Source organism: Streptomyces naganishii JCM 4654, assembly GCF_014650575.1.
Classification (GTDB): Bacteria; Actinomycetota; Actinomycetes; order Streptomycetales; family Streptomycetaceae; genus Streptomyces; species Streptomyces naganishii.
Window position 1 is genome coordinate 1 of the sequence record NZ_BMVF01000030.1, and the last position, 25,039, is coordinate 25,039.

Annotated in this window: 20 protein-coding genes; 6 read left to right on the forward strand and 14 right to left on the reverse strand. The window is 71.6% G+C overall.

Annotated elements, in window-relative coordinates; translation table 11 throughout:
• Nucleotides 1-448: 448 nt before the first annotated feature.
• From IE217_RS32880 to thyX, 3 genes are all read right to left on the reverse strand, one after another.
• Nucleotides 449-2,134, reverse strand: a complete 1,686-nt coding sequence (locus IE217_RS32880) for a ribonuclease J (RefSeq protein ID WP_190181609.1) — start codon at nt 2,132-2,134, stop codon at nt 449-451.
• A gap of 189 nt (nt 2,135-2,323) precedes the next feature.
• Nucleotides 2,324-3,223: a 4-hydroxy-tetrahydrodipicolinate synthase gene (dapA, locus tag IE217_RS32885; RefSeq protein ID WP_190181610.1), complete on the reverse strand. Its 900-nt coding sequence runs from the start codon at nt 3,221-3,223 to the stop codon at nt 2,324-2,326.
• Between the two features lie 225 nt (nt 3,224-3,448).
• Nucleotides 3,449-4,219, reverse strand: coding sequence for an FAD-dependent thymidylate synthase (thyX, locus tag IE217_RS32890; RefSeq protein WP_190181611.1), 771 nt, complete (start codon nt 4,217-4,219; stop codon nt 3,449-3,451).
• 200 nt (nt 4,220-4,419) lie between these two features.
• Between thyX and IE217_RS32895 the strand changes: the two genes are divergently transcribed.
• Nucleotides 4,420-4,653, forward strand: coding sequence for a hypothetical protein (locus IE217_RS32895; protein ID WP_190181612.1), 234 nt, complete (start codon nt 4,420-4,422; stop codon nt 4,651-4,653).
• A gap of 101 nt (nt 4,654-4,754) precedes the next feature.
• Entirely contained in the window at nt 4,755-5,306 is a 552-nt protein-coding gene (locus IE217_RS32900) for an SCO5741 family PH domain-containing membrane protein (RefSeq protein ID WP_190181613.1), read from the forward strand.
• A gap of 43 nt (nt 5,307-5,349) precedes the next feature.
• On the opposite strand, the gene IE217_RS32905 is transcribed toward IE217_RS32900, so the two are convergent.
• The 5 genes from IE217_RS32905 to rpsO form a co-directional block, all read right to left on the reverse strand.
• Nucleotides 5,350-5,805 carry a tetratricopeptide repeat protein gene (locus IE217_RS32905; protein ID WP_190181614.1) on the reverse strand — a complete coding sequence of 152 codons (456 nt, stop codon included), beginning with the start codon at nt 5,803-5,805 and terminating at the stop codon, nt 5,350-5,352.
• 11 nt (nt 5,806-5,816) lie between these two features.
• The gene (gene dapB / locus IE217_RS32910) at nt 5,817-6,569 is read right to left on the reverse strand and encodes a 4-hydroxy-tetrahydrodipicolinate reductase (RefSeq protein ID WP_190181615.1); all 753 of its coding nucleotides are present in this window, start codon (nt 6,567-6,569) and stop codon (nt 5,817-5,819) included.
• A gap of 75 nt (nt 6,570-6,644) precedes the next feature.
• The gene (locus IE217_RS32915) at nt 6,645-8,024 is read right to left on the reverse strand and encodes a M16 family metallopeptidase (protein ID WP_190181616.1); all 1,380 of its coding nucleotides are present in this window, start codon (nt 8,022-8,024) and stop codon (nt 6,645-6,647) included.
• On the reverse strand, nt 8,021-10,240 hold the full coding sequence (locus IE217_RS32920) for a polyribonucleotide nucleotidyltransferase (protein WP_190181617.1): 2,220 nt from the start codon (nt 10,238-10,240) through the stop codon (nt 8,021-8,023). The genes IE217_RS32915 and IE217_RS32920 overlap by 4 nt, the downstream gene beginning before the upstream one ends.
• 359 nt (nt 10,241-10,599) lie before the next feature.
• Entirely contained in the window at nt 10,600-10,887 is a 288-nt protein-coding gene (gene rpsO / locus IE217_RS32925; protein WP_004982702.1) for a 30S ribosomal protein S15, read from the reverse strand.
• A 326-nt stretch (nt 10,888-11,213) separates the two neighbouring features.
• Between rpsO and IE217_RS32930 the strand changes: the two genes are divergently transcribed.
• A complete protein-coding gene (locus IE217_RS32930) occupies nt 11,214-11,477 on the forward strand; it encodes a DUF397 domain-containing protein (RefSeq protein ID WP_190181618.1) in 264 nt (87 codons plus the stop codon).
• 57 nt (nt 11,478-11,534) lie between these two features.
• Here IE217_RS32930 and IE217_RS32935 read toward each other — a convergent pair whose 3' ends face one another.
• Nucleotides 11,535-12,986, reverse strand: a complete 1,452-nt coding sequence (locus tag IE217_RS32935; protein ID WP_229865816.1) for a PQQ-binding-like beta-propeller repeat protein — start codon at nt 12,984-12,986, stop codon at nt 11,535-11,537.
• Nucleotides 12,987-13,106: 120 nt separating this feature from the next.
• Entirely contained in the window at nt 13,107-14,621 is a 1,515-nt protein-coding gene (gene eccD, locus IE217_RS32940; protein WP_190181620.1) for a type VII secretion integral membrane protein EccD, read from the reverse strand.
• Between the two features lie 339 nt (nt 14,622-14,960).
• Here eccD and eccCa point away from each other — a divergent pair, with 339 nt between their 5' ends.
• On the forward strand, nt 14,961-18,929 hold the full coding sequence (eccCa, locus tag IE217_RS32945) for a type VII secretion protein EccCa (protein WP_190181621.1): 3,969 nt from the start codon (nt 14,961-14,963) through the stop codon (nt 18,927-18,929).
• 81 nt (nt 18,930-19,010) lie between these two features.
• On the opposite strand, the gene IE217_RS32950 is transcribed toward eccCa, so the two are convergent.
• The 4 genes from IE217_RS32950 to eccB form a co-directional block, all read right to left on the reverse strand.
• The gene (locus IE217_RS32950; RefSeq protein ID WP_190181622.1) at nt 19,011-19,313 is read right to left on the reverse strand and encodes a WXG100 family type VII secretion target; all 303 of its coding nucleotides are present in this window, start codon (nt 19,311-19,313) and stop codon (nt 19,011-19,013) included.
• Nucleotides 19,314-19,380: 67 nt separating this feature from the next.
• Complete coding sequence (locus IE217_RS32955; RefSeq protein WP_190181623.1) at nt 19,381-19,722, reverse strand: WXG100 family type VII secretion target; 342 nt, start codon at nt 19,720-19,722, stop codon at nt 19,381-19,383.
• 142 nt (nt 19,723-19,864) lie between these two features.
• Entirely contained in the window at nt 19,865-21,121 is a 1,257-nt protein-coding gene (mycP, locus tag IE217_RS32960; RefSeq protein WP_190181624.1) for a type VII secretion-associated serine protease mycosin, read from the reverse strand.
• Between the two features lie 14 nt (nt 21,122-21,135).
• The gene (gene eccB / locus IE217_RS32965) at nt 21,136-22,659 is read right to left on the reverse strand and encodes a type VII secretion protein EccB (protein WP_190181625.1); all 1,524 of its coding nucleotides are present in this window, start codon (nt 22,657-22,659) and stop codon (nt 21,136-21,138) included.
• 200 nt (nt 22,660-22,859) lie between these two features.
• On the opposite strand from eccB, the gene eccE reads away from it, so the two are divergent.
• Both eccE and IE217_RS32975 read left to right on the forward strand, forming a co-directional pair.
• Nucleotides 22,860-24,206 (forward strand): type VII secretion protein EccE, encoded by a 1,347-nt coding sequence (gene eccE, locus IE217_RS32970; protein ID WP_190181626.1) that lies wholly within the window; start codon nt 22,860-22,862, stop codon nt 24,204-24,206.
• A gap of 107 nt (nt 24,207-24,313) precedes the next feature.
• The gene (locus tag IE217_RS32975) at nt 24,314-25,024 is read left to right on the forward strand and encodes a hypothetical protein (protein WP_229865821.1); all 711 of its coding nucleotides are present in this window, start codon (nt 24,314-24,316) and stop codon (nt 25,022-25,024) included.
• The last annotated feature ends 15 nt before the right edge of the window (nt 25,025-25,039 follow it).

The following is a 25,039-nucleotide window of genomic DNA, read 5'->3' on the forward strand; positions in this document are numbered from 1 at the left end:
ACCGGAGGAATAGTCCAGTGGTTCACAGCGTCCTCGCTGTGTTTTTTCAAAGGAACCTCGTCCCAGCCGTATCGGCCGGAGACGGGGTATCAACATATCTGGCGTTGACTTTTGGCACGCTGTTGAGTTCTCAAGGAACGGACGCTTCTTTCGTACTCACCCTCTCGGGCTTTCCTCCGGGCGCTTCCCTTCGGTGTTTCCGACTCTACCAGATCTTTTTCCGATCCGATTTCCTCGGCGCTTTCCAGGTTTCCGCTCTCGCGGTTCCCTTTCCGGCGGATCCGACTTTATCAGAGATTCTGAGCCGGATTTCCCACCCCTCCGGGGGTGTCCCGCGGAGCGCATGAAGGCTCCAGGTTCCCGTCCGGGCGGAGCCGTAAACGTACTGGAGCGGGGCGCCCCGATGCAAATCGAGGCGCCCCGCCGTCAGTTCGAGCGTCCGGACCCGTCAGACCTCCACGACCACAGGGAGGATCATCGGCCGGCGCCGGTAGCTGTCCGAGACCCACTTGCCCAGCGTGCGGCGGATGAGTTGCTGCAGCTGGTGGGCGTCGGCGATGCCCTCCTGGGCAGACCGCTCGAGGGTCTCGGCGATCTTCGGGACCACCTCGGCGAAGGCCGAGTCGTCGATGCCCGAGCCGCGGGCCTGGATGTGCGGCCCGCCGGTGATCTTGCCGGTGGTGGAGTCGACCACCACGAAGACCGAGATGATGCCCTCGTCGCCGAGGATCTTGCGGTCCTTCAGTGCGGGCTCGCCGACATCACCGACGGAGAGGCCGTCGACGTAGACGTAACCGGCCTGGACCTTGCCGGAGATCTTGGCCTTGCCCTCGACGAGGTCGACGGTGACCCCGTCCTCGGCGATGACGATGTGGTCGTGCGGCACACCGGTCATGGCGCCGAGCTCGGCGTTGGCGCGCAGGTGGCGCCATTCGCCGTGGACGGGCATGAGGTTCTTCGGGCGGCAGATGTTGTAGAAGTACAGCAGCTCGCCGGCCGAGGCGTGGCCCGAGACGTGCACCTTGGCGTTGCCCTTGTGGACGACGTTGGCGCCCCAGCGGGTCAGGCCGTTGATGACGCGGTAGACCGCGTTCTCGTTGCCGGGGATCAGCGACGAGGCGAGGATCACCGTGTCGCCCTCGACGATGCGGATCTGGTGGTCCCTGTTGGCCATCCGGGACAGGGCCGCCATCGGCTCGCCCTGGGAGCCCGTGCAGACGAGGACGATCTCGTGGTCGGGCAGGTCGTCGAGCGTCTTGACGTCCACCACCAGGCCCGGCGGGACCTTCAGGTAGCCCAGGTCCCGGGCGATGCCCATGTTGCGGACCATGGAGCGGCCGACGAAGGCGACCCGGCGGCCGTACTCGTGGGCGGCGTCCAGGATCTGCTGGATGCGGTGGACGTGGCTGGCGAAGCTCGCGACGATGATCCGCTTGCGGGCGCCGGCGAAGACCTGGCGGAGCACGTTGGAGATGTCGCGCTCGTGCGGGGTGAAGCCGGGGACCTCGGCGTTGGTGGAGTCGGAGAGGAGGAGGTCGATGCCCTCCTCGCTCAGCCGTGCGAACGCGTGCAGGTCGGTCAGCCGGTTGTCCAGCGGCAGCTGGTCCATCTTGAAGTCGCCGGTGTGCACGGCCATGCCGGCCGGGGTGCGGATGGCGACGGCCAGGGCGTCCGGGATGGAGTGGTTGACGGCGACGAACTCGCAGTCGAAGGGGCCGATGCGCTCCCGGTTCCCCTCGGCGACCTCGAGGGTGTAGGGCCGGATGCGGTGCTCCTGGAGCTTGGCCTCGATGAGCGCGAGGGTGAGCTTGGAGCCGATCAGGGGGATGTCCGGCTTCTCGCGCAGCAGGAAGGGGACACCGCCGATGTGGTCCTCGTGGCCGTGCGTGAGGACGATGCCCTCGATGTCGTCGAGGCGGTCCCGGATGGACGAGAAGTCCGGCAGGATCAGGTCGATTCCGGGCTGCTCCTCCTCGGGGAAGAGCACTCCGCAGTCGACGATCAGCAGACGGCCGCCGTACTCGAAGACCGTCATGTTGCGGCCGATCTCGCCTAGGCCGCCGAGCGGGGTGACCCGCAGGCCGCCTTCGGCGAGGGGCGGGGGGGCACTGAGTTCAGGATGCGGATGACTCAAAAGACTCTCCTCACCACGCACGCCACGTACCGGTGGGCACGTGGCGCGCGTGACGTTCGTGCAGAAGCAGTTGTCGTTGTGGGGCGCAGGCACCGGTGGCCTGCTTATTCAGTTGTGTCGCCCGGTTTCCGCGGTCCCGTCGTGGGGCCGGGGAGGGGGCGGTGCGAGAGATCTCGCGAAGTCTTGTTCTCAGAGTTGTACCCCGCCGGCGGCAAGATCGATCTTGAGCTGCGCGGTCTCCTCGGGCGTGAGCTCGATCATGGGGGGCCGGAGCGGTCCGCCGGGCAGGCCGAGCGCGGTCAGGGCGGCCTTGGTGGTCATGACGCCCTGGGTGCGGAACATGCCGGTGTAGACCGGGAGCAGCTTCTGGTGGATCTCGGTGGCCTTCTGCACGTCGCCGGAGGCGTAGGCCTCGACGAGGGCGCGCAGGTCCGGGGTGACGAGGTGGCCGACGACCGAGACGAAGCCGACCGCGCCCACGGACAGCAGGGGCAGGTTGAGCATGTCGTCGCCGGAGTACCAGGCGAGGCCCGAGCGGGCGATGGCCCAGCTCGCACGGCCGAGGTCGCCCTTGGCGTCCTTGTTGGCGACGATCCGCGGGTGCTCGGCGAGACGGACGAGCGTCTCGGTGTTGATGGGCACGCCGCTGCGGCCGGGGATGTCGTAGAGCATGACCGGCAGGCCGGTGGCGTCGGCGATGGCCGTGAAGTGCCGGTACAGGCCCTCCTGCGGGGGCTTGTTGTAGTACGGCGTGACGGTCAGCAGGCCGTGCGCGCCGGCCTGCTCGGCGGCGCGGGCGAGCTCGATGCTGTGGTGGGTGTCGTTGGTGCCGACTCCGGCGACGATGTGGGCGCGGTCGCCGACCGCTTCCAGGACCGCCCGGACGAGCTCCGTTTTCTCCGCGTCGCTGGTGGTGGGGGACTCGCCGGTGGTGCCGTTGATCACCAGGCCGTCGTTGCCTGCGTCCACCAGGTGGGCGGCGAGCCGCTGCGCGCCGTCGAGGTCGAGTGCGCCGTCCGCCGTGAAGGGCGTGACCATGGCGGTGAGGACCCGCCCGAAGGGGGTCTGCGGAGTCGAGGTCGGAGCCATGGGTAACACGCTACTCGTTGCTCAGGGCGGGGTCTGCCTTAGGGCGGGCGACAGGTCGTGCCAAAGGTGGAGCCCGGCACTGCCTGCTCGGGGGTTCAAGCAGTGCCGGGTCCGTTTGATCAGGCTAGATGAACTTCTCGAAATGCCGCAATACGGACACCTCGCGAGGCTGATGGGTACATCTGTACCTGGCCGGACGCGGACCGCGGAGGGCGGGGTGCGCCGCTACGGGGCTACCCGGCCGTTGGCGTTGAAGGCGGCGTACGTGAGGGGCATGAGCCTGGCCCACTCCGCCTCCATGCGCTCGCCGACCATCTCGATCTCCCGCTGCGGGAAGGACGGCACCTTCGCCAGCTCGTGCTGGGTGCGCAGGCCGAGGAAGTGCATCAGCGAGCGGGCGTTGCAGGTGGCGTACATCGAGGAGAACAGGCCCACCGGCAGGACCGCTCGGGCGACCTCGCGGGCGACGCCGGCGGCCAGCATCTCCTGGTACGCCTGGTAGGACTCGCGGTAGGTGTCCTCCATGACGCGGCCGACCAGCTCCTGCTGGGCCTGGGTGCCCTCCACGAACCGGTACTTGCCGGGGCGGCCCTCCTGGACGAGCTTGCGGGACGCGTCGGGGACGTAGAAGACCGGCTGGAGCTCGCGGTAGCGGCCGGACTCCTCGTTGTACGACCAGCCGACCCGGTGCCGCATGAACTCGCGGAAGACGAAGATCGGGGCGCTGACGAAGAAGGTCATCGAGTTGTGCTCGAAGGGGCTGCCGTGCCGGTCCCGCATCAGGTAGTTGATCAGGCCCTTGGAGCGCTCCGGATCCTTGTCGAGCTCCTCCAGGGACTGCTCGCCGACGGTCGAGACGCGGGCCGCGAAGAGCACGTCGGCGTCCGACGCGGTGTGCTTGACCAGCTCGACGGTGACGTCGCTGCGGAAGCTGGGCTTCAGGTCGTCGGCGGGGGTGTCGGTGCTCTCGGTCACGGCTTGGAGGGTTCCTTCCATCACGGCTGTCGGGCGGCGCCCACTCTACGGGCCGCCTGTGACATCGGGGCGTTCGGTGCCCGGGGCGACATCTTCGGTGAAGGTCTGTGATTTCGGCGAAAGCGGGCACCTTTCGGGACACTCGCTCGTCTGTGTTGGTGACAGCGGCTCGTTCGAGCCCCCTCAAGACCTTGAGCATCCGGAAAGGAGCCGTGCCTCCGATGTCCCGTCGGCGCGAGACCGTCCCGTTCTCCTTCGTCGCCGAAGCCGACCGGTTCCGCAGCAATGTCACTCCCCCGCCCCGCCGGCGCGCCTCCGCGAGCCAGCTGGCCGGGCGTCTGCTGCTGGGGCTGACCATCGTGGCGGCGCTGGTGGGTTCCGTGATCCTGGGGATGCCCGCCCTGTCGATCAGCCACACCCCGCAGCAGACACAGCAGGCCTCGCACGGGCACTGACCGGCCGGTGCCTCCCTTGGACCCCCACGGGTGGTGAGCGGGGACACAGCCGGATAGCCTCACCGGGCACAGCCCACGCATGGATTGAGTGAGGACCAGCCGTGCCCCTGCCCTTCCTGACGGCCGACCGTGCCTTCGACACCGCGGACGATGTCGCGCTGCCCTACGACGACCGTGAGCGCTGGCGGCGCCCGTACCGGCCGGGCCCGTGGCGGGTGGGGATCGCCGCGCTTCTGCTGCTGCTCGCCTCGTTCCTGCTGTTCGCGGCGGTCGTGATCGCGCTGACGGACGCGGTGTCCTCCGCCGGGTTCTGCCTCGGCATCGCGCTGGTCGTGATCGCGGCCGCGTTGCGGATGCTGCGCATGGGCGTGTGGGTCGGCGCCCGGGGGCTGCGCCAGGTGGGCTTCCTGGTCAGCCGTACGACGCCGTGGGACCAGGTGGTGAACGTACGGACGGTGCAGCAGCCGGTGCGCTGGCTCGGGCTGCCGCGCACGGTGCAGGGGCAGGCCCTGCTGATGACCCGCCAAGGCAGCGCGCCCGAGGACGTGCCCCCGCTCCTGACCACGCACAACGCCGACTTCATGGGCCGCCCGAGCGCCTTCGACCGCGCCGCGGACAAGGTGGAGGCCTGGGCGGAGGAGCACCGCCGCTGAGCCGGCCGCGCGCGGCCGGCTCACGCGGGGACGTGCCGGTGGGTCAGGCCGACTCCGGTTGCCTGCCCGCGTGCAGGGCTATCGCTCGTTGCATGGCCTTGCGGGCGCGGGGGGTGTCCCGGGCGTCGTGGTAGGCGACGGCCAGGCGGAACCAGGTGCGCCAGTCGTCCGGGGACGCCTCCGTCTCGGCCTTGCGGCGGGCGAAGACCTCGTCGGCCGAGTCGCGGTCGATGCGCCCGCTGGGCGTGCGCTTCAGCTCGTCGACGGGCAGCCCGCCCTCGGCGTCGAGTTCGGCGGCGAGCCGGTTGGCGTCGCGGACGAACCGGGTGTTCTTCCACAGGAACCACAGCCCGATCACCGGCAGGATCAGTACCGCGATCCCGAAGGCGACGGTCACGGGCGTGCCCGACTGGATGAGCATGACGCCGCGGCTGCCGACCAGGACGAAGTAGAAGACCAGGACGGCGGCCGTGACGAGGTAGGTGATCTTCGCGCGCATGGGGGTGTGGCTCAGTTCAGGTCGAGGAAGTGCTCCAGGCCGAAGGTCAGGCCCGGAGTGGTCACCACGCGGCGTGCGCCGAGCAGGATGCCCGGCATGAAGCTGCTGTGGTGCAGGGAGTCGTGGCGGATGGTCAGGGTCTCGCCCTCGCCGCCCAGCAGGACCTCCTGGTGGGCGAGGAGGCCGCGCAGGCGGACGGCGTGGACGGGCACGCCGTCGACGTTCGCGCCGCGCGCGCCGTCCAGCGCGGTGACGGTGGCGTCGGGTGCGGGGGCCGAGCCCGCCCTGGCGCGGGCCTCGGCGATGAGCTGGGCGGTGCGCGTGGCGGTGCCGGAGGGGGCGTCGGCCTTGTTGGGGTGGTGCAGCTCGACGACCTCGACCGACTCGAAGTACGGCGCGGCGATCTGCGCGAACTTCATGGTCAGCACGGCCCCGATGGAGAAGTTCGGGGCGATGAGCACGCCGGTCTCCGGCGACTGGGCGAGCCAGCCCTTGAGCTGGGCGAGGCGCTCGTCGGTCCAGCCGGTGGTGCCGACGACGGCGTGGATGCCGTGCCGTACGCAGAAGTCGAGGTTGCCCATGACCGAGGCGGGTGTGGTCAGTTCGACGGCCACCTGGGCGCCGTTCTCGGCGAGGGTCTCCAGCTTGTCGCCCCGGCCGAGGGCGGCGACCAGTTCCATGTCCTCGGCGGCCTCGACCGCCCGTACCGCCTCGGACCCGATCCGGCCCTTGGCACCGAGGACCGCCACGCGCAGCTTGCTCATCTCTTGCTTCCTTACGACCGGAGGGCCGACCGTCGACCGGGGGTGACGGTCGGCCCGGGTGGGTGACCGAAGGGCTCAGGCGACCGTCTCGTGCAGCAGGGCCGCCTGCTTGTCCTTGAGCGGGCCGATGACCGACAGCGACGGGCGCTGTCCCAGGATGTCGCGGGCGACCTCGCGGACCTCGTCCGGGGTCACCGCGGCCATTTTGCCCAGCATGTCGTCGACGGAGATCTGCTCGCCCCAGCACAGCTCACTCTTGCCGATGCGGTTCATCAGCGCACCCGTGTCCTCCAGCCCGAGGACCGTGGAGCCCTGGAGCTGGCCGATGGCGCGGCCGATCTCGTCGTCGGACAGACCGTGCTCGGCGACGTGGTCGAGCTCGTCGCGGCAGAGCCTCAGCACGTCGTGCACCTGGCTCGGGCGGCAGCCGGCGTACACGCCGAACAGGCCGCAGTCGGCGAAGCCGGAGGTGTACGAGTAGACGCTGTAGGCGAGGCCGCGTTTCTCCCTGACCTCCTGGAACAGGCGGGAGGACATGCCGCCGCCGAGGGCGGTGTTGAGCACGCCGAGGGCCCAGCGGCGGTCGTCGGTGCGGGCGAGGCCCGGCATGCCGAGGACGACGTGGGCCTGTTCCGTGCGGCGGTTCAGCAGGTCGACGCGGCCGGCGGTGCGCAGCCTGCGGCGGCCGTCGCGGGGCGCGATCGGCTCGGCCTCGGCGCTCTTGAAGGCACCGGCCTTCTCGAAGGCGGCGCGGACCTGGCGTACGACCTTGTGGTGGTCGATGTTGCCGGCGCAGGCGACCACGAGGTGGGTGGGGTCGTAGTGCTTCTTGTAGAAGCGGCGGATGCGGTCCGCGGTGAGGGCGTTGACCGTGTCGACGGTGCCGAGGACCGGGCGGCCGAGGGGGGTGTCGCCGAACATGGTGTGCGCGAACAGGTCGTGCACGCAGTCGCCCGGGTCGTCCTCGGTCATCGCGATCTCCTCGAGGATCGCGCCGCGCTCGACGTCGACGTCCTCCTCGCGGATCAGCGAGCCGGTGAGCATGTCGCAGACCACATCGATGGCGAGCGGCAGGTCGGTGTCGAGCACGCGCGCGTAGTAGCACGTGTACTCCTTGGCGGTGAACGCGTTCATCTCGCCGCCGACCGCGTCCAGCGCGGAGGAGATGTCGAGGGCGGACCTGCGGGAGGTGCCCTTGAAGAGCAGGTGCTCCAGGTAGTGCGTCGCGCCGCCGAGCGCCGGGGTCTCGTCCCGGGAGCCGACGTGCGCCCAGATGCCGAAGGTGGCCGAGCGCACGGAGGGCAGGGTCTCGGTGACGATGCGCAGGCCGCCGGGGAGGGTGGTCCTGCGGACGGTGCCGATGCCGTTCTGCCCCTTGATCAGGGTTTGGGTACGGGCGACGGCCCGCTCCTCCGAGGAGGTGCGGGCCGTCGCCCTGAAGCCACGGGACGTCACTTGTCCGCGTCGTCCTTCTTGTCGTCGCCGTCGTCCTCGCCCTCGATCACGGGGACGAGGGAGAGCTTGCCGCGGGAGTCGATCTCGGCGATCTCGACCTGGACCTTCTGGCCCACGCCGAGCACGTCCTCGACGTTCTCCACGCGCTTGCCGCCGGCGAGCTTGCGGATCTGCGAGATGTGCAGCAGACCGTCCTTGCCGGGGAGCAGGGAGACGAACGCGCCGAAGGTGGTGGTCTTCACGACCGTACCCAGGTAGCGCTCGCCGACCTCGGGCATCGTCGGGTTGGCGATGCTGTTGATCGTGGTGCGGGCGGCCTCGGCGGAGGGGCCGTCGGCGGCGCCGATGTAGATGGTGCCGTCGTCCTCGATGGTGATCTCGGCGCCGGTGTCCTCCTGGATCTGGTTGATCATCTTGCCCTTGGGGCCGATGACCTCGCCGATCTTGTCGACCGGGATCTTCACGGTGATGATCCGCGGCGCGTTGGGGGACATCTCGTCCGGCGTGTCGATCGCTTCCATCATCACGTCGAGGATGTGGAGGCGGGCGTCACGGGCCTGCTTGAGGGCGGCGGCCAGGACGGAGGCGGGGATGCCGTCCAGCTTGGTGTCGAGCTGGAGGGCGGTGACGAACTCCTTGGTGCCGGCGACCTTGAAGTCCATGTCGCCGAAGGCGTCCTCCGCACCGAGGATGTCGGTGAGGGTGACGTAGTGCGTCTCGCCCTCGATCTCCTGCGAGATCAGGCCCATGGCGATGCCGGCGACCGGGGCCTTCAGGGGCACACCGGCGTTCAGCAGCGACATGGTGGAGGCGCAGACCGAGCCCATGGACGTCGAGCCGTTGGAGCCGAGGGCCTCGGACACCTGGCGGATCGCGTAGGGGAACTCCTCGCGCGTCGGCAGCACCGGCAGCAGGGCGCGCTCGGCGAGGGCGCCGTGGCCGATCTCGCGGCGCTTGGGCGAGCCCACGCGGCCGGTCTCACCGGTGGAGTACGGCGGGAAGTTGTAGTTGTGCATGTAGCGCTTGCGGGTCACCGGGGAGAGGGTGTCCAGCTGCTGCTCCATGCGGAGCATGTTCAGGGTGGTGACGCCCAGGATCTGGGTCTCGCCACGCTCGAACAGCGCCGAGCCGTGCACGCGCGGGATGGCCTCGACCTCGGCGGCCAGGGTGCGGATGTCGGTGACACCGCGGCCGTCGATGCGCTTCTTCTCCTTGATGACGCGCTCGCGGACCAGGGTCTTGGTCAGCGAGCGGTACGCGGCGGAGATCTCCTTCTCGCGGCCCTCGAACTCGGGCAGCAGCTTCTCGGCGGCCAGGCCCTTGACGCGGTCCAGCTCGGCCTCGCGCTCCTGCTTGCCGGCGATGGTGAGCGCCTGGGCCAGCTCGGGGCGGACCGCGGCGGTCAGCGCCTCCAGGACGTCGTCCTGGTAGTCGAGGAAGATCGGGAACTCGCCGGTCGGCTTGGCGGCCTTGGCGGCGAGGTCCGACTGGGCCTTGCAGAGGACCTTGATGAAGGGCTTCGCGGCCTCGAGACCGGCGGCGACGACCTCCTCGGTGGGGGCCTCGGCGCCGCCCTTGACCAGCTGGATGGTCTTGTCGGTGGCCTCGGCCTCGACCATCATGATCGCGACGTCGCCGTCCTCGAGGACGCGGCCGGCGACCACCATGTCGAAGACGGCGTCCTCGAGCTCGGTGTGCGTCGGGAACGCGACCCACTGGCCGTTGATCAGCGCGACGCGGACGCCGCCGATCGGGCCGGAGAAGGGCAGTCCGGCCAGCTGCGTGGACGCGGAGGCGGCGTTGATGGCCACGACGTCGTACAGGTGGTCGGGGTTGAGCGCCATGATGGTGCACACGACCTGGATCTCGTTGCGCAGGCCCTTCTTGAAGGACGGGCGCAGCGGGCGGTCGATGAGGCGGCAGGTGAGGATGGCGTCCTCGGAGGGCCGGCCCTCACGGCGGAAGAAGCTGCCGGGGATCTTGCCGGCGGCGTACATCCGCTCCTCGACGTCGACCGTCAGCGGGAAGAAGTCGAGCTGGTCCTTGGGGTTCTTGGAGGCGGTGGTGGCCGACAGCACCATGGTGTCGTCGTCCAGGTACGCCACGGCGGAGCCGGCGGCCTGCTTGGCCAGGCGGCCCGTCTCGAAGCGGATGGTGCGGGTGCCGAAGGAGCCGTTGTCGATGACGGCTTCGGCGTAGTGGGTCTCGTTCTCCACTAGCGTTTTCTCCTCGTCCTCGTCCCTCCTGGCCCGTGTGGCCGGGGGACGGTGGCGGAGAAGCGCTCCGTCTGGTGCGGGCCGGTCTTCGATCGAAGCACCCGGGGCTCGCTTCCCCCCGGGGGCCACTACCGAGGACCGGCGGCGGCGAGGCGCGCTTCTCCTCGTTCTGTGTCGTCGTTCTACGTCGGTGTACGACGTCGATGTTCTACGTCGGTGTACGACGTCTTCTTCGCCGGCGTACGTATGTCGTTGTGCTACCACACTACAAAGCGTGAGTGACACTCCGCACGTTCGTCGCACGTACGGCAAAGGGAGCGGCTCCCGATACTGCCGGGAACCGCTCCCTTCACGGCGTCCTACTTGGCGCCCGCCGCACCGCGGCGGATGCCGAGGCGGTCGACCAGCGCACGGAAGCGCTGGATGTCCTTCTTGGCGAGGTACTGCAGCAGCCGGCGGCGCTGGCCGACCAGGATCAGCAGACCACGGCGGGAGTGGTGGTCGTGCTTGTGGGTCTTGAGGTGCTCGGTCAGGTCGGAGATCCGACGGGACAGCAGAGCGACCTGGACCTCGGGGGAGCCGGTGTCGCCCTCCTTGGTACCGAACTCGGAGATGATCTGCTTCTTCGTGGCGGCGTCGAGCGACACGTGTGACTCCTCTTGGTCTGAGACTGGCCTCCGAGTGCCCCCGGTCTTCATCTCGGGGGAGCTTCCACGACTCGTGAGGCGATGGTCCGCCGGCGCGCGGCTTCCGGGGCTCGCAGGGTTCCCTGCGGGGCTCCGGGGGTGCGTACACGAACGGCCGTCACACAGCGTACCAGGCGGTGGCGGTCCGGTTTCCCCCGCTCCCGCGAGGGCCGCGGGGCGGCGGGCGGGACTACTAGGGTGAGCGCTGTCAGCGGGTACGTACGCCGGGGGCCGGAGCCGGGAGGCCGGGGCCGGGAGCCGGGGAGTCTGGAAGGGGTCGCTGCGGCATGGCGGAGACGGAAGCCGAGACCAAGGCACGCAAGGAGCGCGAGCGGGACGAGCTGTACGCCCTCGACATCTCGGGCGTGGAGTGGCTGTGCGCGCCGGGGACGGAGCAGCACGAGGAGCGCGTCGAGATCGCCTACCTCCCCGGCGGCGCCGTGGCCATGCGCTCGTCCCTCGACCCGTCGACGGTCCTGCGCTACACGGAGGCGGAGTGGCGCGCCTTCGTACTGGGGGCCCGGGACGGGGAGTTCGACGTCGAGGTCTGACGCGAGAGGTGTGCGGAAGGAGGGGGCACGCGCGCGTGCCCCCTCCTTCCCCGGCGGTCACTTCCTGGCGGCGAGGCTCTCGAGTCCGAGGACCAGCCAGTCCCAGCGCTTCTGCTTGCTGTTGGCGGGGCCGTCCGCGGAGCGGGCGCCGAAGAACAGGCGGCCGTTCTGCACGAGGACGTCGCTGAGGTCGGGGGTCGCCAGTGTGTAGCCCTCCGTGGGCACCGCGAAGTAGAAGTACGGCGTCTCCGTGCCCGTCTCCGGGTCGAGGCTGACGAGCGCCGAGGGTGAGATGTGGTCGTCGCTCTCGCGCAGGGCCATGAGCTTGTCACCGCTCATGCGCAGCGGATACAGCAGCGCGTTCGGCCCGGACTCGAACTTCCTGGTGGTGTTCCCGGTCGCCAGGTCGAAGCCGATGACCCAGTTCGAGTTGTGCAGGCCGCCCGCCTCCTTGCTCCTGAGGAAGACCTGGTCGTCGCTGACCGGGATCGTCTGGCAGTCGTCGAAGACGACGTAGTCCGTCTCGTCCATGCACTCGCCGACGTAGAAGCTGTCGCGCAGCGAGATCGTGGTCCGCCTCCGGCCGTGGTCGTCGAGGGAGATCAGCTCGGTGAACTCGGTGTCGCCCGCCGAGACGGCGAGCACGGCCGGATCGGTGGACGGGACCCGTACGTCCCTGATGCCGGCCGCGGGCGCGTACGTCCACAGTGTGCGGCCGGTGCGGGGTTCGACACTGCGGACCTTGTAGACGAGCGCCTTCCAGGAGGTGGCCGGCTGCTTGCGGTCGAGACACTGCACCCGCAGGAGCAGGGCCCGCCCGCCGGCGGCGCCCGTGTCGCGGCAGTCGCCCGAGGCCCTGGTGCGCCACAGCCGCCGCCCGGAGTCCATGTCGTAGGCGTCCGAGCCCTTGCCCCAGGTGACGGCGACGGTGCCGTGGACGAGGGTCACGCTGGGGTCGTCGTAGGCGCTGTCGCGCAGGGGGATGACGTGGTCCCAGATCTTCTGGCCGTCGTCCAGGTCGACGAAGGTCACGTGGTCGCAGGCGGCGTGCCTGTCGTCGCTCGACCGGGACAGCACGGCCGTGCGGTTCTCGCCGGTGACGTGGCGGGTGTAGCCGCAGATGAGACCGGAGAGCCTGAGCCGCCACGCCTCGTCGTGGGGTGAGGCGTCCGTGCCGATCCGGAAGCCCGCGAGGGTGCTCTTGATGCCCTTGGCGAGGATCTTGTCGGTGGCCCACATGCCGGGCATGTCGTCGTGCTCGCCGGGGCTCATGTCGTCGATCGAGAAGCGGAAGCCCATGACGCCGACGGTGCTGGCGGGCGGTTCCTCGACCGTCTCCCGGACGTCGAGGCGGCCCTGGCCGGAGGCGACGGGCTTGTCGTCGCTCTTGCCGGGGCTGCCGTCGCGCAGGGCGAGGCCGGCCACGACGAGGGCGGCCACGACGGGCACCGCGAGGAGGCCCCACAGCCGTTTCCTGCGGCGCTTCCTGCGTTGGTCCTCGGCGGTCACCGCGGACTGCGTGTATATGGAGGGCGGCGGGCCGAAGCTCACGCGGGAGGGTCCCTTCGTCGCACGGGGCGGGTGGGCCCGTGTGCGTGGTGTCGGTGGTGGGTGGGGAGGCTCGGCCGGTCAGCTCGTCAGGGAGCGGACGGTCGTGTAGACGTCGAAGACGGCCAGGGCCAGGGGGACCAGGGTCAGCAGGACGAAGCCCTCGGCGATCTCCATGAAGCGGCCCCAGAAGGGGCTCAGGCCGCTGCGCGGCACGATGAGGCCGATCGCGGTGACGAGGGCGGCCGCCGCCGCGATCGCCGCGACGAGCCAGATAGTCCGGATGTCGAGGTCGCCGCGGTTGCCCTGGAGGGCCTCCAGCACGTAGGCGCGCGGCGGGTCGAGGGCCAGGCCGAGGCCGAGCAGGACCAGTGCCGCCAGGCCCGCCGCCAGCACGGGGGCGACCTGGGCGGTGTAGCGGAAGAGCTGGGCGCGGGTCAGCAGGGCGAGGCCGGTGGCGAGGGCCAGCAGCTGGGCCCACAGGCCGTCGGAGAAGCCGAGGACGGCGCAGGCGCCGACCGCGGTGAGGGCGCAGCCGCCGACGAGGCCGACGAGGAGTTCGTGGCCGCGGCGGGCCTGGGCGGCGATCCGCTCGGCGTCCACCGGCCGGGCGGCCTCGGGCTCGGCGCCGTACGGGGAGCGGGCGGAGTTGCCGGGCGGGTCGAAGCCGATCGGCAGGCGGGCGAAGCGCATCGACAGGCCGGGCAGGAAGGCCAGCGCGCCCACGGCGACCGGCGCGCACAGCGCGGCCGTCCGGGCGGGTGTCCAGTGGGCGAGGATCGCGGTGAACACCGCGAGCACGCTGACGGCGGAGGCGAAGACGAACGCCACGAAGGGACCGTCGCCGCTCGGCGCGCACAGGGTGAGGACGACCGAGGCGAGCAGCACCGCGGCGCAGGCGAGGAGGAACTGGAGCTTTCCGATGCCCTGGCCGTCGGTGAGCGGCAGGAGCCCCGATCCGCCGACCCCGACGCCCGGCAGTGCGCCGAGCCCGAGGGCGACGGCGAAGGCGCGGTCGTCGTAGACGCGGGCCCGCACGCAGGCCAGGACGACCAGGAGCAGTCCGGTGACGCCGGCGAGGACGCCGGGCAGGCTGTGCATGTCGTGCCGCGGGTCGGCGGTCCAGGCGACGAAGGCGAGCAGGGCCGGCAGGACGCCCCCGCCGACGAGTCCGGCCGCGCGGGTGAGGTCGCCGCTCCACAGGGTGTGCTCACGGGTGACGGCGGAGGCGACGGCGTCGGAGACGTCGTCGAAGACGGCGGGCGGCAGGGACTGCGAGAAGGGCCGCAGGGTGAGCAGTTCGCCGTCGAGGATGCGCTGCGCGGCGAAGGACCGGGCGCTGTCGAGGACGGTGCCGTCGCGGCGTACGAGGTGGTAGCCGACCGGGGCGCCCTCGGCGGGGCTCTGCCGGGAGAGCCGGAGGATCTCGGGGTAAATGTCGGCGACCGGGACGTCGTCGGGCAGGGCCACGTCGATCCGGCTGTCGGGCGCGACGATGGTGACCCGGCAGAAGCCGAGCCCGGTGCCGGCCCCGGAGGGCGCTCCGGTACCGGGACCGCCCGCCCCGGTGGCCGCCGCGGACGCCGTGATGCTCACCTGCTGCTCCCCCTCAGTGATGGTTCTGCGACTGCGATGTGAAGGTCCTGCGCCTTTTCCCCGGCCCGCGCCGCCGATGCCGCGGCCGTACGGCCGGGAAGGGCGCAGACCGGCCGGGACCGGGGCGCCGTACCGCTCCGCATCGCGCGGAATGCCCCGGTTTCCAGGCCTGTTCCGCGTGTGCTCACGCGAACATCCGGCACCCTACCGCCCCTTGGTCCCCGGCGAAGTCAGTAGGATCACGCGGCGGCCCGCGTCCCCCGGCCCGGGGCGGCGGCGTCCGCCTGACACGGGGTGGCGGACGGGAACTTTCGGGCCCGGCTAGGGAATTGGTGAGCAGTGAGCCACATCGTCGTCAAGCGTCCGCCGCGGGCGCTGCCGTCCGAAGTGCCCACGGGGGAAGTCGTCCTGCAGCCGCCGCCGGAGTTGCCGCGGGGGCACCAGGAGAGCGTGCTGATGCAGTTGCTGCCCACGCTCGGCATGGGCGGCTCGGTGGTGTTCTTCTTCACCAACGGCCAGCCGTTCATGAAGATCATGGGCATGGTGATGATCGCGTCGACGGTGGCCATGTCGATCGCGATGGTGGTCCGCTTCCGGCGCGGCTCCCAGGGGCAGTTGGCGGACCTGCGCCGCGACTACCTGAGCTATCTGTCGCAGACGCGGACCGCCGCACTGGAGACCGCGCGCAGGCAGCGCGACGCGCAGTACTACCTGCACCCCTCCCCCGACCAGCTGTGGGCCCTGGTGGCCGAGGGCAGCCGGGTGTGGGAACGGCGGCCGGGCGACGAGGACTTCGCCCAGGTGCGCGTCGGTCTCGGGCCGCAGGCCCTGGCGACCGAGCTGGTCGCCCCGCAGACGGGCCCGGTGGACCAGCTGGAGCCGCTGACGGCGGGCGCGATGCAGCGCTTCCTCGCCGTGCACGGCACCCTGGAGGACCTGCCGATGGCCATCTCGCTGCGGGCCTTCCACCACGTCACCGTCAGCGGTGAGCCGCGGTCGGCGCGGGCGGCCGCGCGGGCGCTGACCGCGTCGCTGGCCGCGCTGCACTCCCCCGAGGACCTCGTGCTCGTCGTGGCCGCGGGCCGCGACGCCCTGCCGCACTGGGAGTGGGCCAAGTGGCTGCCGCACGCGCAGGCGCCCGGCGCGGTGGACGGGGCGGGCAGCCGCAGGCTGATCGGCCCCGACAGCCGCGCGCTGGAGGACCTGATCTCCGCCAGCCTCACCGGCCGCCCGCGCTTCCACCCGGGCGCGGCGCCGCTCGTGGACCAGCCGCACGTCGTGGTCGTGCTGGACGGCCTCTCGCTGCCGCCCGACTCGGTGCTGGCCGTCGCGGAGGGCCAGCAAGGCGTGACCCTCGTCGAGGTGGTGCCGGGCGAGCCGGCCGCCGCGGCCGGCGACCTCCATGTCGTCGTACGGCCCGGGTCGCTGCGCCTGGAGTCGGCGGACGGCGCCGTCTACGAGGGGACGCCGGACGAGCTGTCGTACGAGAGCGCCGAGGCGCTGGCCCGCCAACTGGCGCCGTTGCGCGTGGCGTCGGGCGGTGACGACGGCGAACCGCTGCTGGCCAACCTGGAGTTCACGGATCTGCTCGGCCTCGGGGACGCGGCGTCGGTGGACACCAAGCGGACCTGGCGGCCGCGTGCGCTGGCCGAGCGGCTGCGGGTGCCGATCGGCGTCGGCGAGGACGGCCGCCCGGTGATGCTGGACCTGAAGGAGGCCGCGCAGGAGGGCATGGGTCCGCACGGGCTGTGCGTGGGGGCCACCGGCTCCGGCAAGTCGGAACTGCTGCGCACCCTGGTCCTCGGCCTCGCGGTCACCCACTCCTCGGAGACGCTGAACTTCGTCCTCGCGGACTTCAAGGGCGGCGCCACCTTCGCCGGCATGGCGCAGATGCCGCACGTCGCGGCCGTCATCACCAACCTCGCGGACGACCTGACGCTGGTCGACCGCATGGGCGACTCCATCCGGGGCGAGCTCAACCGCCGCCAGGAGCTGCTGCGCGACGCGGGCAACTACGCCAACATCCACGACTACGAGAAGGCGCGCGCGGCCGGCGCCCCTCTCCAGCCCATCCCCTCACTCGTCCTGGTGATCGACGAGTTCAGCGAACTGCTCACCGCCAAGCCGGACTTCATCGAGATGTTCGTGCAGATCGGCCGCATCGGCCGGTCGCTGGGCGTGCACCTGCTGCTGGCCTCGCAGCGCCTGGAGGAGGGCCGGCTGCGCGGCCTGGAGACGTATCTGTCGTACCGGATCGGTCTGCGCACCTTCTCCGCGGCGGAGTCCCGTGCGGCGCTCGGCGTCCCGGACGCCTACGAGCTGCCCAACGTGCCGGGCTCGGGCTTCCTGAAGTACGGCACGGACGAGATGGTGCGGTTCAAGGCGGCCTACGTGTCCGGCGTGTACCGCACGGGCGCGCACCGTGCGGCGGCCGGGGGCGGGGCGCTGCCGGTGGACCGGCGGCCGGTGCTGTTCACCGCGGCCGAGGTGCCGGTGACGTACGCGGCGGTGCCCCGGCAGCGGGTCGCGGACGAGGGCGAGGTCGACGAGGCGCTCGCGGACACCGTGCTGGACGTGATCGTGCGCCGGCTGGAGGCGCAGGGGCCGGCCGCCCACCAGGTGTGGCTGCCGCCGCTGGACAGCCCGCCGTCGCTGGACGGGCTGCTGCCGGGGCTCGTGGCCGTGGAGGGCCGGGGGCTGACCCAGCCCGGGTACGAGGGCGCGGGACGGCTGGTGGTGCCCGTGGGCCTCGTCGACAAGCCGTACGAGCAGCGGCGCGACCCGCTGTGGCTGGACTTCTCCGGGGCGGCCGGGCACATGCAGATCGTCGGCGGCCCGCAATCGGGCAAGTCGACCCTGGTCAGGTCGCTGATCTGCGCCTTCGCCCTCACCCACACCCCGCACGAGGTGCAGTTCTACGGGCTGGACTTCGGCGGTGGCGGCATGGCGGCGGTGGCCGGCCTGCCGCACGTGGGCGGGGTGGCCTCGCGGCTGGACCCCGAGCGGGTGCGGCGCACGGTCGCCGAGGTGTACGGCGTGCTGACCCGCCGCGAGGAGTACTTCCGCTCCTCCGGCATCCCGTCGATCGCGGACTTCCGCGCGCGCCGGGCCCGGGGGCAGATCACGGTCGCCGACCAGCCGTGGGGCGACGTGTTCCTCGTCGTCGACGGCTGGGGCAACTTCCGGGCGGACTACGAGGCGCTGGAGCCGCTGGTCCTGGACATGGCGGCCCGGGGCCTGGGCTACGGCATCCATGTGATCCTCACCGCGTCGCGGTCGATGGAGGTCCGGGCCAACATGAAGGACCACCTGATGAACCGCCTCGAGCTGCGGCTCGGCGACACGATGGACTCCGAGATCGACCGGAAGGTCGCGGCGAACGTGCCCGCCGGGGTGCCCGGGCGGGGTGTGTCGCCGCAGAAGCTGCACTTCATGGCGGCGGTGCCGCGCATCGACGGCCTGACCTCCGACACGGACCTGGCCGACGCCACGCAGGCGCTCGCGGCGGAGATCTCCCGGCACTGGCAGGCGCCGGGCGCGCCCGAGGTGCGGCTGCTGCCGCGCGAACTGCCCGCGGCGCAGCTGCCGTCGGGCGACCGGTACCCGGAGCGCGGGGTCGCCTTCGCGCTCGACGAGGACAGCCTGGAGCCGGTCTTCGTCGACTTCGAGCAGGACCCGTTCTTCCTGGTGTTCGGTGAGAGCGAGTCGGGCAAGTCCAACCTGCTGCGGCTGCTGATCAAGCAGCTGACGGAGCGTTACCCGGGCGACGAGTGCAAGCTGTTCGTCGTCGACAACCGGCGCTCGCTGCTGGACGTCACGCCCGCCTCGCACCTGGCCGAGTACATCCCGATGTCCAACGCCATGGACCACCACATGACGGCGCTCGCCGACCTGATGCGGCGCCGTACGCCGACGGCCGACGTGACGGCGCGTCAACTGCGGGAGCGGAGCTGGTGGAAGGGGCCGACGGTGTACGTGGTCGTGGACGACTACGACCTGGTGTCCACGTCCAGCGGCAACCCGCTCGCCGGTCTGACGGAGCTGCTTCCCTTCGCCCGTGACGTGGGCGTCCGCTTCATCATCGCCCGCTCCACGGCGGGCGCGGGGCGCGCCTCCTACGAGGCGTTCATGCAGCGGCTCCAGGAACTCGGCGCGCAGGGCGTGGTCCTGGCCGGCGACCCGAGCGAGGGCGACGTCCTCGCCGGCGTCCGCCCCCGCCCCATGCCCCCCGGCCGCGGCACCTTCGTCTCCCGCCGCCGGGGCAGGCCGTTGGTGCAGACGGGGCTGGTCGAGGACCAGCGGTACTGAGACACGGGAACCCCACGGGGTGGGCACCTCCCGCGTATGCCCACCCCCGTGGGGTTCCGTCCGTTCACTGCCCGGGCCGGCTCACTGGAAGTAGCTGGCGCCCTTGAGGTCTCCGGCGCGGTAGTCACCGCCGGCCTCGTGGACGCGCTGGCCGATGGTCACCAGTGCCTGGTGGATGCCGTTGGCGTGCGCGTCCCACTTGGTGTGCTGGGCCTTGAAGGCCTCGTGCGCCTCGCCGCCCCAGCCTTCGGCGATCTTCTGGACGTCGGCCTTGAGGGACTGGATGTCCTCTTCCAGCTTCTTGGCGATGGAGCCGAGTTCGGTCGTCAGCGCGTCGAGGGTGCCGTACTTTACGGCGAGATCCTGGTTGTGGACGTTCGTCATGGGTGCCCCGTCTCGTCTTTCGGGTCGGTCTTCAGTGGTCGGCCGCGAGGCCCGCAGGCCCGGGGAGTCAGTAGCTGGTGAGCGCGGAGGTCTTGCCGCCCAGGTCCTGCACGTCGATCTGGTGGATCTTGCTGTGCAGTTCCTGCTCGAGGCTCTCCTTGTCCTTGCGGTTGAGGTTGACCCCCTCGAGCACCTTCTCGAGCATCTTCCCGAGGGCGACCACGTGGTCGTTGATGTCCGACTGCTTGCGGTCGAAGGCCGCGGCGCCCTGGCCCGTCCAGTTGCTCTGGATCATGTCGATGGTGCCCTGGAGCCGGGCGAGCTGGCCCTTGATGGACTCGTACTTGTGGACGATGGACTTCTCGAGCCTGAGGACTTCAGCGCTGTCGAGCTTACGGCCGTCGGCCATGTGGGTACTCCTTCTCGTCGATCGGTGAACGCGGGTCGTTCACCCTTTCCGCGCACGACGCGATCACTCTAGCCAGACCCTGCGACAGCCGAGCCGCCCACAAGCACGGACGGCGGCACGGGACTTGGCCAGTTTTCGCGGTTCATTCTCCGGGCGCCGTCAGTCTCGTGCGTCTTCTGCGGGCGTCTCTGGTGGCTATGGCTGTGCCGGTGAGGGCGGCGGTGAGGACTGCCGTGGACACGGCGACGTACGTGGCGAGGCGGGCGTTGCGTTCATCGGGGGTCTCGCCGAGCTGGAGGCGGGCGGGGGTGGGGGGCTGCGCCTTGGTGAGGCCGTCCTCGGGGGACGGGGACTGCGTGGGGTGGTCGTCCTCGGTCAGGGCGCGGACGGGGTCGACCACGCCCCAGCCGACGAGGCGGTCGTGGCCGGCGATGGTGCGCTCCGCGGTCTGCTCGATCTGGGCGACCACCTCGCGGGCGGTCCAGTCGCGGTGCTTGGCCTTGATGAGCGCGGCGACGCCGGCGACGTACGGCGCGGAGAAGCTGGTGCCGTTGTCGGAGCAGTGGCCGCCCTTGGGGACCGTGGAGACCATGTCGACGCCGGGGGCGGCCACGCCGACGAAGTCGCCGGACTGGGAGAAGGCGGCGCGTTCGTTGTTGCGGTCGGAGGCCGCGACGGCGAGGACCCCGTCGTAGGAGGCGGGGTAGGTCGGCTTGACGTTGCCGCCGAGGCCGTCGTTGCCCGCGGAGGCGACCACGACGATGTTGAGCGCCAGGGCCGCGTCGACGGCCTGCCGCAGCGTGGGGTCCGGCTCGACGGCGTTCGAGGTGTCCTGCGAGATGTTGATCACGTCGGCCTTGGCGCGGATCGCGTAATGGATCGCGTCGGCCAGCGTCCGGGCCGTGCCGTGGCCCTCCGCGTCGTTCTGCTTGAGCGGGATGATGGTGGCCTCGGGCGCCAGCCCGACGAATCCGCTGCCCTTCATGGGGCGGGCCGCGATGATGCCGGCGACCTTGGTGCCGTGGCCGACGGTGTCGGTGGTGGCGCTGGACCCGGCGCCCTCGACCTTCTTGCCCTTGTCGTCCTTGGACGGCAGGAAGTTCTTGCCGCTCTTGGCGTCGACCGCGTCCGCGAGCTGACGGTTCCTCACGTCGACGCCCGTGTCGATAACGGCGACGCGTACGCCCTTGCCCCGGGACTGGCCCCACAGTTCGTCCAGGTTGACCCGCTGGAGTGCCCAAGGGCGCCCTGGATAGGTCTTGTTGGGGAACGTGCACTGGTCCGAGAAGGAATCGTCGGCCGCCGCACGCGGGGTGAGCAGGGTGGCCGTGGCGAGCAGGGCCGCCGCCGTCACCGTGCCGGCGCGCAGGGCGTGTGCGCCCGGGGAGCGATGCGCCATGGTGTGCGTCCTCCCTACGAGCCCTGCGGCTGGCGTGCCGCGGCCGTCGAGAGCCGGGGACCGGTGGGCAGGAACTCGGACCACGCGGCGGGCACCGGCGCCGGGTTCACACCGGCGTACCCGAGCCGGGTCTGCGCCTCCTGCGCCTCCTGCCGCAACTGCTCGCGCTCCTTGGCCGTCGTGCCGATGCCCGCGTCGTCGGTGGCGCTGTCGGAGTTGGACTGGAGCACGTAGCGCAGGCCGGTGTCGGTGACGAGGAAGACGGGCCCCGCCTTGGTCTCCCGGCCCTGGAACTGGCGGTAGACCTGGCCTGATCCGGGGGTGACGTAGGCGCTGGCGGAGCCGATGGGCAGCGGGGCGGGGAAGTCGGCGCCCGCCCAGGTGCTGAGGGTGGTGTCGCCGCTGCCGCCGTCCACGCCGTCCAGGACGTTGCAGACGGTGCTGCGGCTGCCGGGCCGGTCGGAGGCGTCGTTGACGGGCACGGGGCTCTCGGTGGGCCACCGGTGGCCGGCGCCGAACGCCCCGCCCGGCTGCAACGCGCCCGGGCTGACCGCCTGCGCCTGGCCGGCCTGGCCGAGCCGGGCCAGGTCCTTGCTGAACAGCAGCAGTTGGGCGACGAACGCGGAGACGGGCGCCACCCTGCCGGGCAGCACCACGTAGTACTGCTCCTTGGTGTTGTCGGCCGCCTTGAGCACCATGCCGACCCTGTTCACCGAGGGGTCGAGCCCGCCCGGCGCCCCGGCGGGCGCGCCCGGGACGCCGTCGATCACCGGGAAGCGGATGCGGTCGCCGGTGTGCAGGGTCGCCAGCCACTGGCTTGACACCCGCTCCGGCTCGCGGCCCGAGCCGACGACGGCGCGCAGCAGCAGTTCGTCGTTCGCGGACACCCGGTACGCCGTGCCGCCCGCGTCCACGACGTAGCGCTTCCCCTCCGGGTCGACGACGTAGAGGAGTTCGCCGCCGCGCAGCCGCTGCGGGCCCTTGGTGCGGGCCATGTCGCGTGCGGCGAGCACCAGCGCGGCCTTCTGGATGGAGCGGCCGCCGGCGCTCGGGCGCTCGCACACCACCCACTGCTTGGCCGCGGCGGCCTCCTTGTCCGAGGGCAGCCGGTCGGGGGCGTATGGGATGCCGACGGTCACCCCGTGCGGAATCCTCCCGCTGTCCAGCACCGACTCCGCGACCGTGACGACCTCGCCCTGGCCGGGGTTGAGCAGGAGCTTCGCCGACGCCATGTTGAGGACCGGGTGGAGCTGGACCTTGCCGTCGGTCTTCAGGACCACGTAACGGGTGGTCGACTTGCTGGCGACGATCACCTTTTCGTTGGGCGTGTCCCAGCCCTGCGGCGCCGTCGGCCTGAACATCCCCCAGGCCCCGAAGACGGCCATCACGACCACGCCCACGATGGTGCCCGGCAGCACCGCGCGCATGGGCCGCGGCGCCCCCTCCTCCGAGCCGTCCGGCGACGACTGGACGAAGGACGCGAGCATGCGGCGCTTCGCGAAGGTGTAGGCGTTGAGCTGGTCCCGCCGAGATGCCATCTGCCCTTGTCTCTCCCCGTGTTCCGCCCGGCCGCACCCGAGGGCGGGGCACGTCCCCCGCCTGTCGTTGTCGGACCGAGCCCCTACTATGCCTGGTGTCCGCGGGGGTTCGCGGGGCGGGTAGGGTGCCCGGACCTTCAAGAGCCCTGTGCGGTGCTGGAACAGCTGGTGAGTTGTGAGCAAATCGGGGGGATGAAGTGATGACTTCCGGGACGCGGACCCGTTCCCGCGACCGGGTACGCACGGGGGGTTCCCCGGCGCCCGGCCGGTCACCCGCGGGGCCCTCGCCCGCACCGGGCCGCCTGCCCTCCCCCGCCAGTTCCCTCAGCCTCCGGCCGCGGCCGGGAAGGTCCGGGGCGTTCCGGCTGCAACGGCTCGTCCTGCTGGAGATCGCGGCCGCCGCGCTGCTCGCCGGGTGGGCGGCCGGACCCGTCGCGCTGGTACCGGCGGCCGTGGTCGCCGTGGTGCTCGTGCTGCTCGCCGTCGTCCGCCGCCGCGGCCGCTCACTGCCCGAATGGCTCGGTACGGCACGGGCGTTGCGGGCGCGGCAGCGCCGTGCGGCGTCCCTGGTGATCCCCGCGGGCACCGAACCGGGGCTGGCCCCCGCCGTCGAGTGCGACCCGGCGCTGCGGACGTACTCCTACGGCGGCTCCGAGGGCGGCCGGGAGCGGCGCCCCGTCGGCATGGCCGGGGACGGCACCTTCCTCAGTGCCGTCGTGCAGGTGGAGGCCGACGTCACCGCGCTGCGGGCGGAGCGGGGACGGCAGCCGCTGCCGGTCGGGCTGGTGCGGGACGCCCTGGAGGTGGACGGCATCCGGCTGGAGTCGGCGCAGATCGTGCTGCACACCCAGCCCGCGCCCGCGCTGCACCTGCCGCAGCACTCGGTCGCGGTGACCAACTACGCCCCGTTGCAGGCGCAGGCGGGCGCCCCGGCGGTGCGCATCACGTGGATCGCGCTCAAGCTGTACCCGGAGCTGTGCCAGGAGGCCGTGGCCGCGCGGGGCGGCGGGCTTGTGGGCGCGCAGAAGTGCCTCGCGCGCGTGGCCGGCCATCTGGCCAGCAGGCTCACCGGTGCCGGGTTCCGTGCGACCGTGCTCGACGAGGAGGAGCTGACGGCGGCCATCGCCACCTCCGCGTGCGCCAATCCGCTGGTGACGGCGGAGGCGGGGCGTACGGAGGCGCGGGAGCGGCGCACGGAGGAGTCCGGGCGCAGCTGGCGCTGCGACAACCGCCGGCACACCACCTACTGGGTCCGGCGCTGGCCCCAACTGGGCGAGCGGGGCACGTCTTTGCCGCAGCTCGTCGCGCTGTTGACGGCTGTGCCGGCGCTCGCCACGACGTTCAGCCTCACGCTGTGGCCCGGGGACCGTCAGGAGACCGCGCTGTGCGGGCACGTACGGGTGACCGGCCGCGGTGACGACGAACTCGTCGCAGCCCGGCGCGCGTTGGAGGACGCCGCCCGGCAGGCCGGCGCGGGCCTCGCCCGGCTGGACCGGGAGCAGGTGCCCGGCCTGCTCGCCACGCTGCCCCTCGGAGGTGCCCGTTGACCGCCATCACCACCCAGCCGGCCGCCGGTGCGCCCGGGGGCGCCGGGCCTTCCGCCCCTGTTCCGGCTCCGGACCCGGCTCCCGCCCCGCCAACCGCCGTCGAGCGGGTGCGCGGGCGCCTGCGCGGCGGGCTCGGGCTGCTCGGCCCTCGGCACGGACGCCATACGCTGCCCGCGGAGCAGGTGGACGCGCTCGCGCTGCCCATCGGTGACGACGGTGTCGTCGCCGGCGTGGACGCCGAGGGGCGGCCCGCCGTGCTGGGCCTCAACAGGCCGACGCCGTACGACGTCGTACTGATCGGCAGTCTGTGGACGGCGCAGGTCCTCGCCCTGCGCGCGGCGGCCACCGGGGCGCGCGTGGCCGTGGAGACGGGACGGCCGCAGGCGTGGATGCAGATGGTGCACGCCATGGGCGGCGGGCACAACGGGCTCGCGGTCCACGAGGTGGGCCGGGTGCCCCCGCAGGGCGCCTCGGCCGGAACCCCCGTACTGGTGGTGCGCGACTGCGGGATGCGGCCCCCGCGCGGGCGTGTGGTCTCCGGTCCGTGGCAGTCGGTGCTGACCCTGCTGCCGTACCTGAGTCCGGTGGCCCCACGGCTGATACGGCAGGCAAGGTTGGTCGGCGTCCAGCGGATCTCACCGGACGAGGCGGCCGAACTCGGCCGCGCCATGGCGCTGCCACGGGCCGACGTGGAGTCGCTGCCCACGCTCGCGGACGGGGTCACCCTGTGGTGCGCCGACCGCGACCGGCAGTACGTGATGACCCAGCCGACCGACGCGGAGACGGGACTTCTGGGCAATCCGCGCCGGATGGACTGAACGGCCCTCATGGGA

What these genes read in the sequence shown, in the direction of transcription:
- dapA (WP_190181610.1), bottom strand. Translation starts at nt 3,223, where the DNA reads ATGGCTCCGACCTCGACTCCGCAGACCCCCTTCGGGCGGGTCCTCACC.
- thyX (WP_190181611.1), bottom strand. Translation starts at nt 4,219, where the DNA reads ATGGAAGGAACCCTCCAAGCCGTGACCGAGAGCACCGACACCCCCGCC.
- IE217_RS32895 (WP_190181612.1), top strand. Translation starts at nt 4,420, where the DNA reads ATGTCCCGTCGGCGCGAGACCGTCCCGTTCTCCTTCGTCGCCGAAGCC.
- IE217_RS32905 (WP_190181614.1), bottom strand. Translation starts at nt 5,805, where the DNA reads ATGCGCGCGAAGATCACCTACCTCGTCACGGCCGCCGTCCTGGTCTTC.
- dapB (WP_190181615.1), bottom strand. Translation starts at nt 6,569, where the DNA reads ATGAGCAAGCTGCGCGTGGCGGTCCTCGGTGCCAAGGGCCGGATCGGG.
- IE217_RS32930 (WP_190181618.1), top strand. Translation starts at nt 11,214, where the DNA reads ATGGCGGAGACGGAAGCCGAGACCAAGGCACGCAAGGAGCGCGAGCGG.
- IE217_RS32950 (WP_190181622.1), bottom strand. Translation starts at nt 19,313, where the DNA reads ATGACGAACGTCCACAACCAGGATCTCGCCGTAAAGTACGGCACCCTC.
- IE217_RS32955 (WP_190181623.1), bottom strand. Translation starts at nt 19,722, where the DNA reads ATGGCCGACGGCCGTAAGCTCGACAGCGCTGAAGTCCTCAGGCTCGAG.
- mycP (WP_190181624.1), bottom strand. Translation starts at nt 21,121, where the DNA reads ATGGCGCATCGCTCCCCGGGCGCACACGCCCTGCGCGCCGGCACGGTG.
- eccB (WP_190181625.1), bottom strand. Translation starts at nt 22,659, where the DNA reads ATGGCATCTCGGCGGGACCAGCTCAACGCCTACACCTTCGCGAAGCGC.
- eccE (WP_190181626.1), top strand. Translation starts at nt 22,860, where the DNA reads ATGACTTCCGGGACGCGGACCCGTTCCCGCGACCGGGTACGCACGGGG.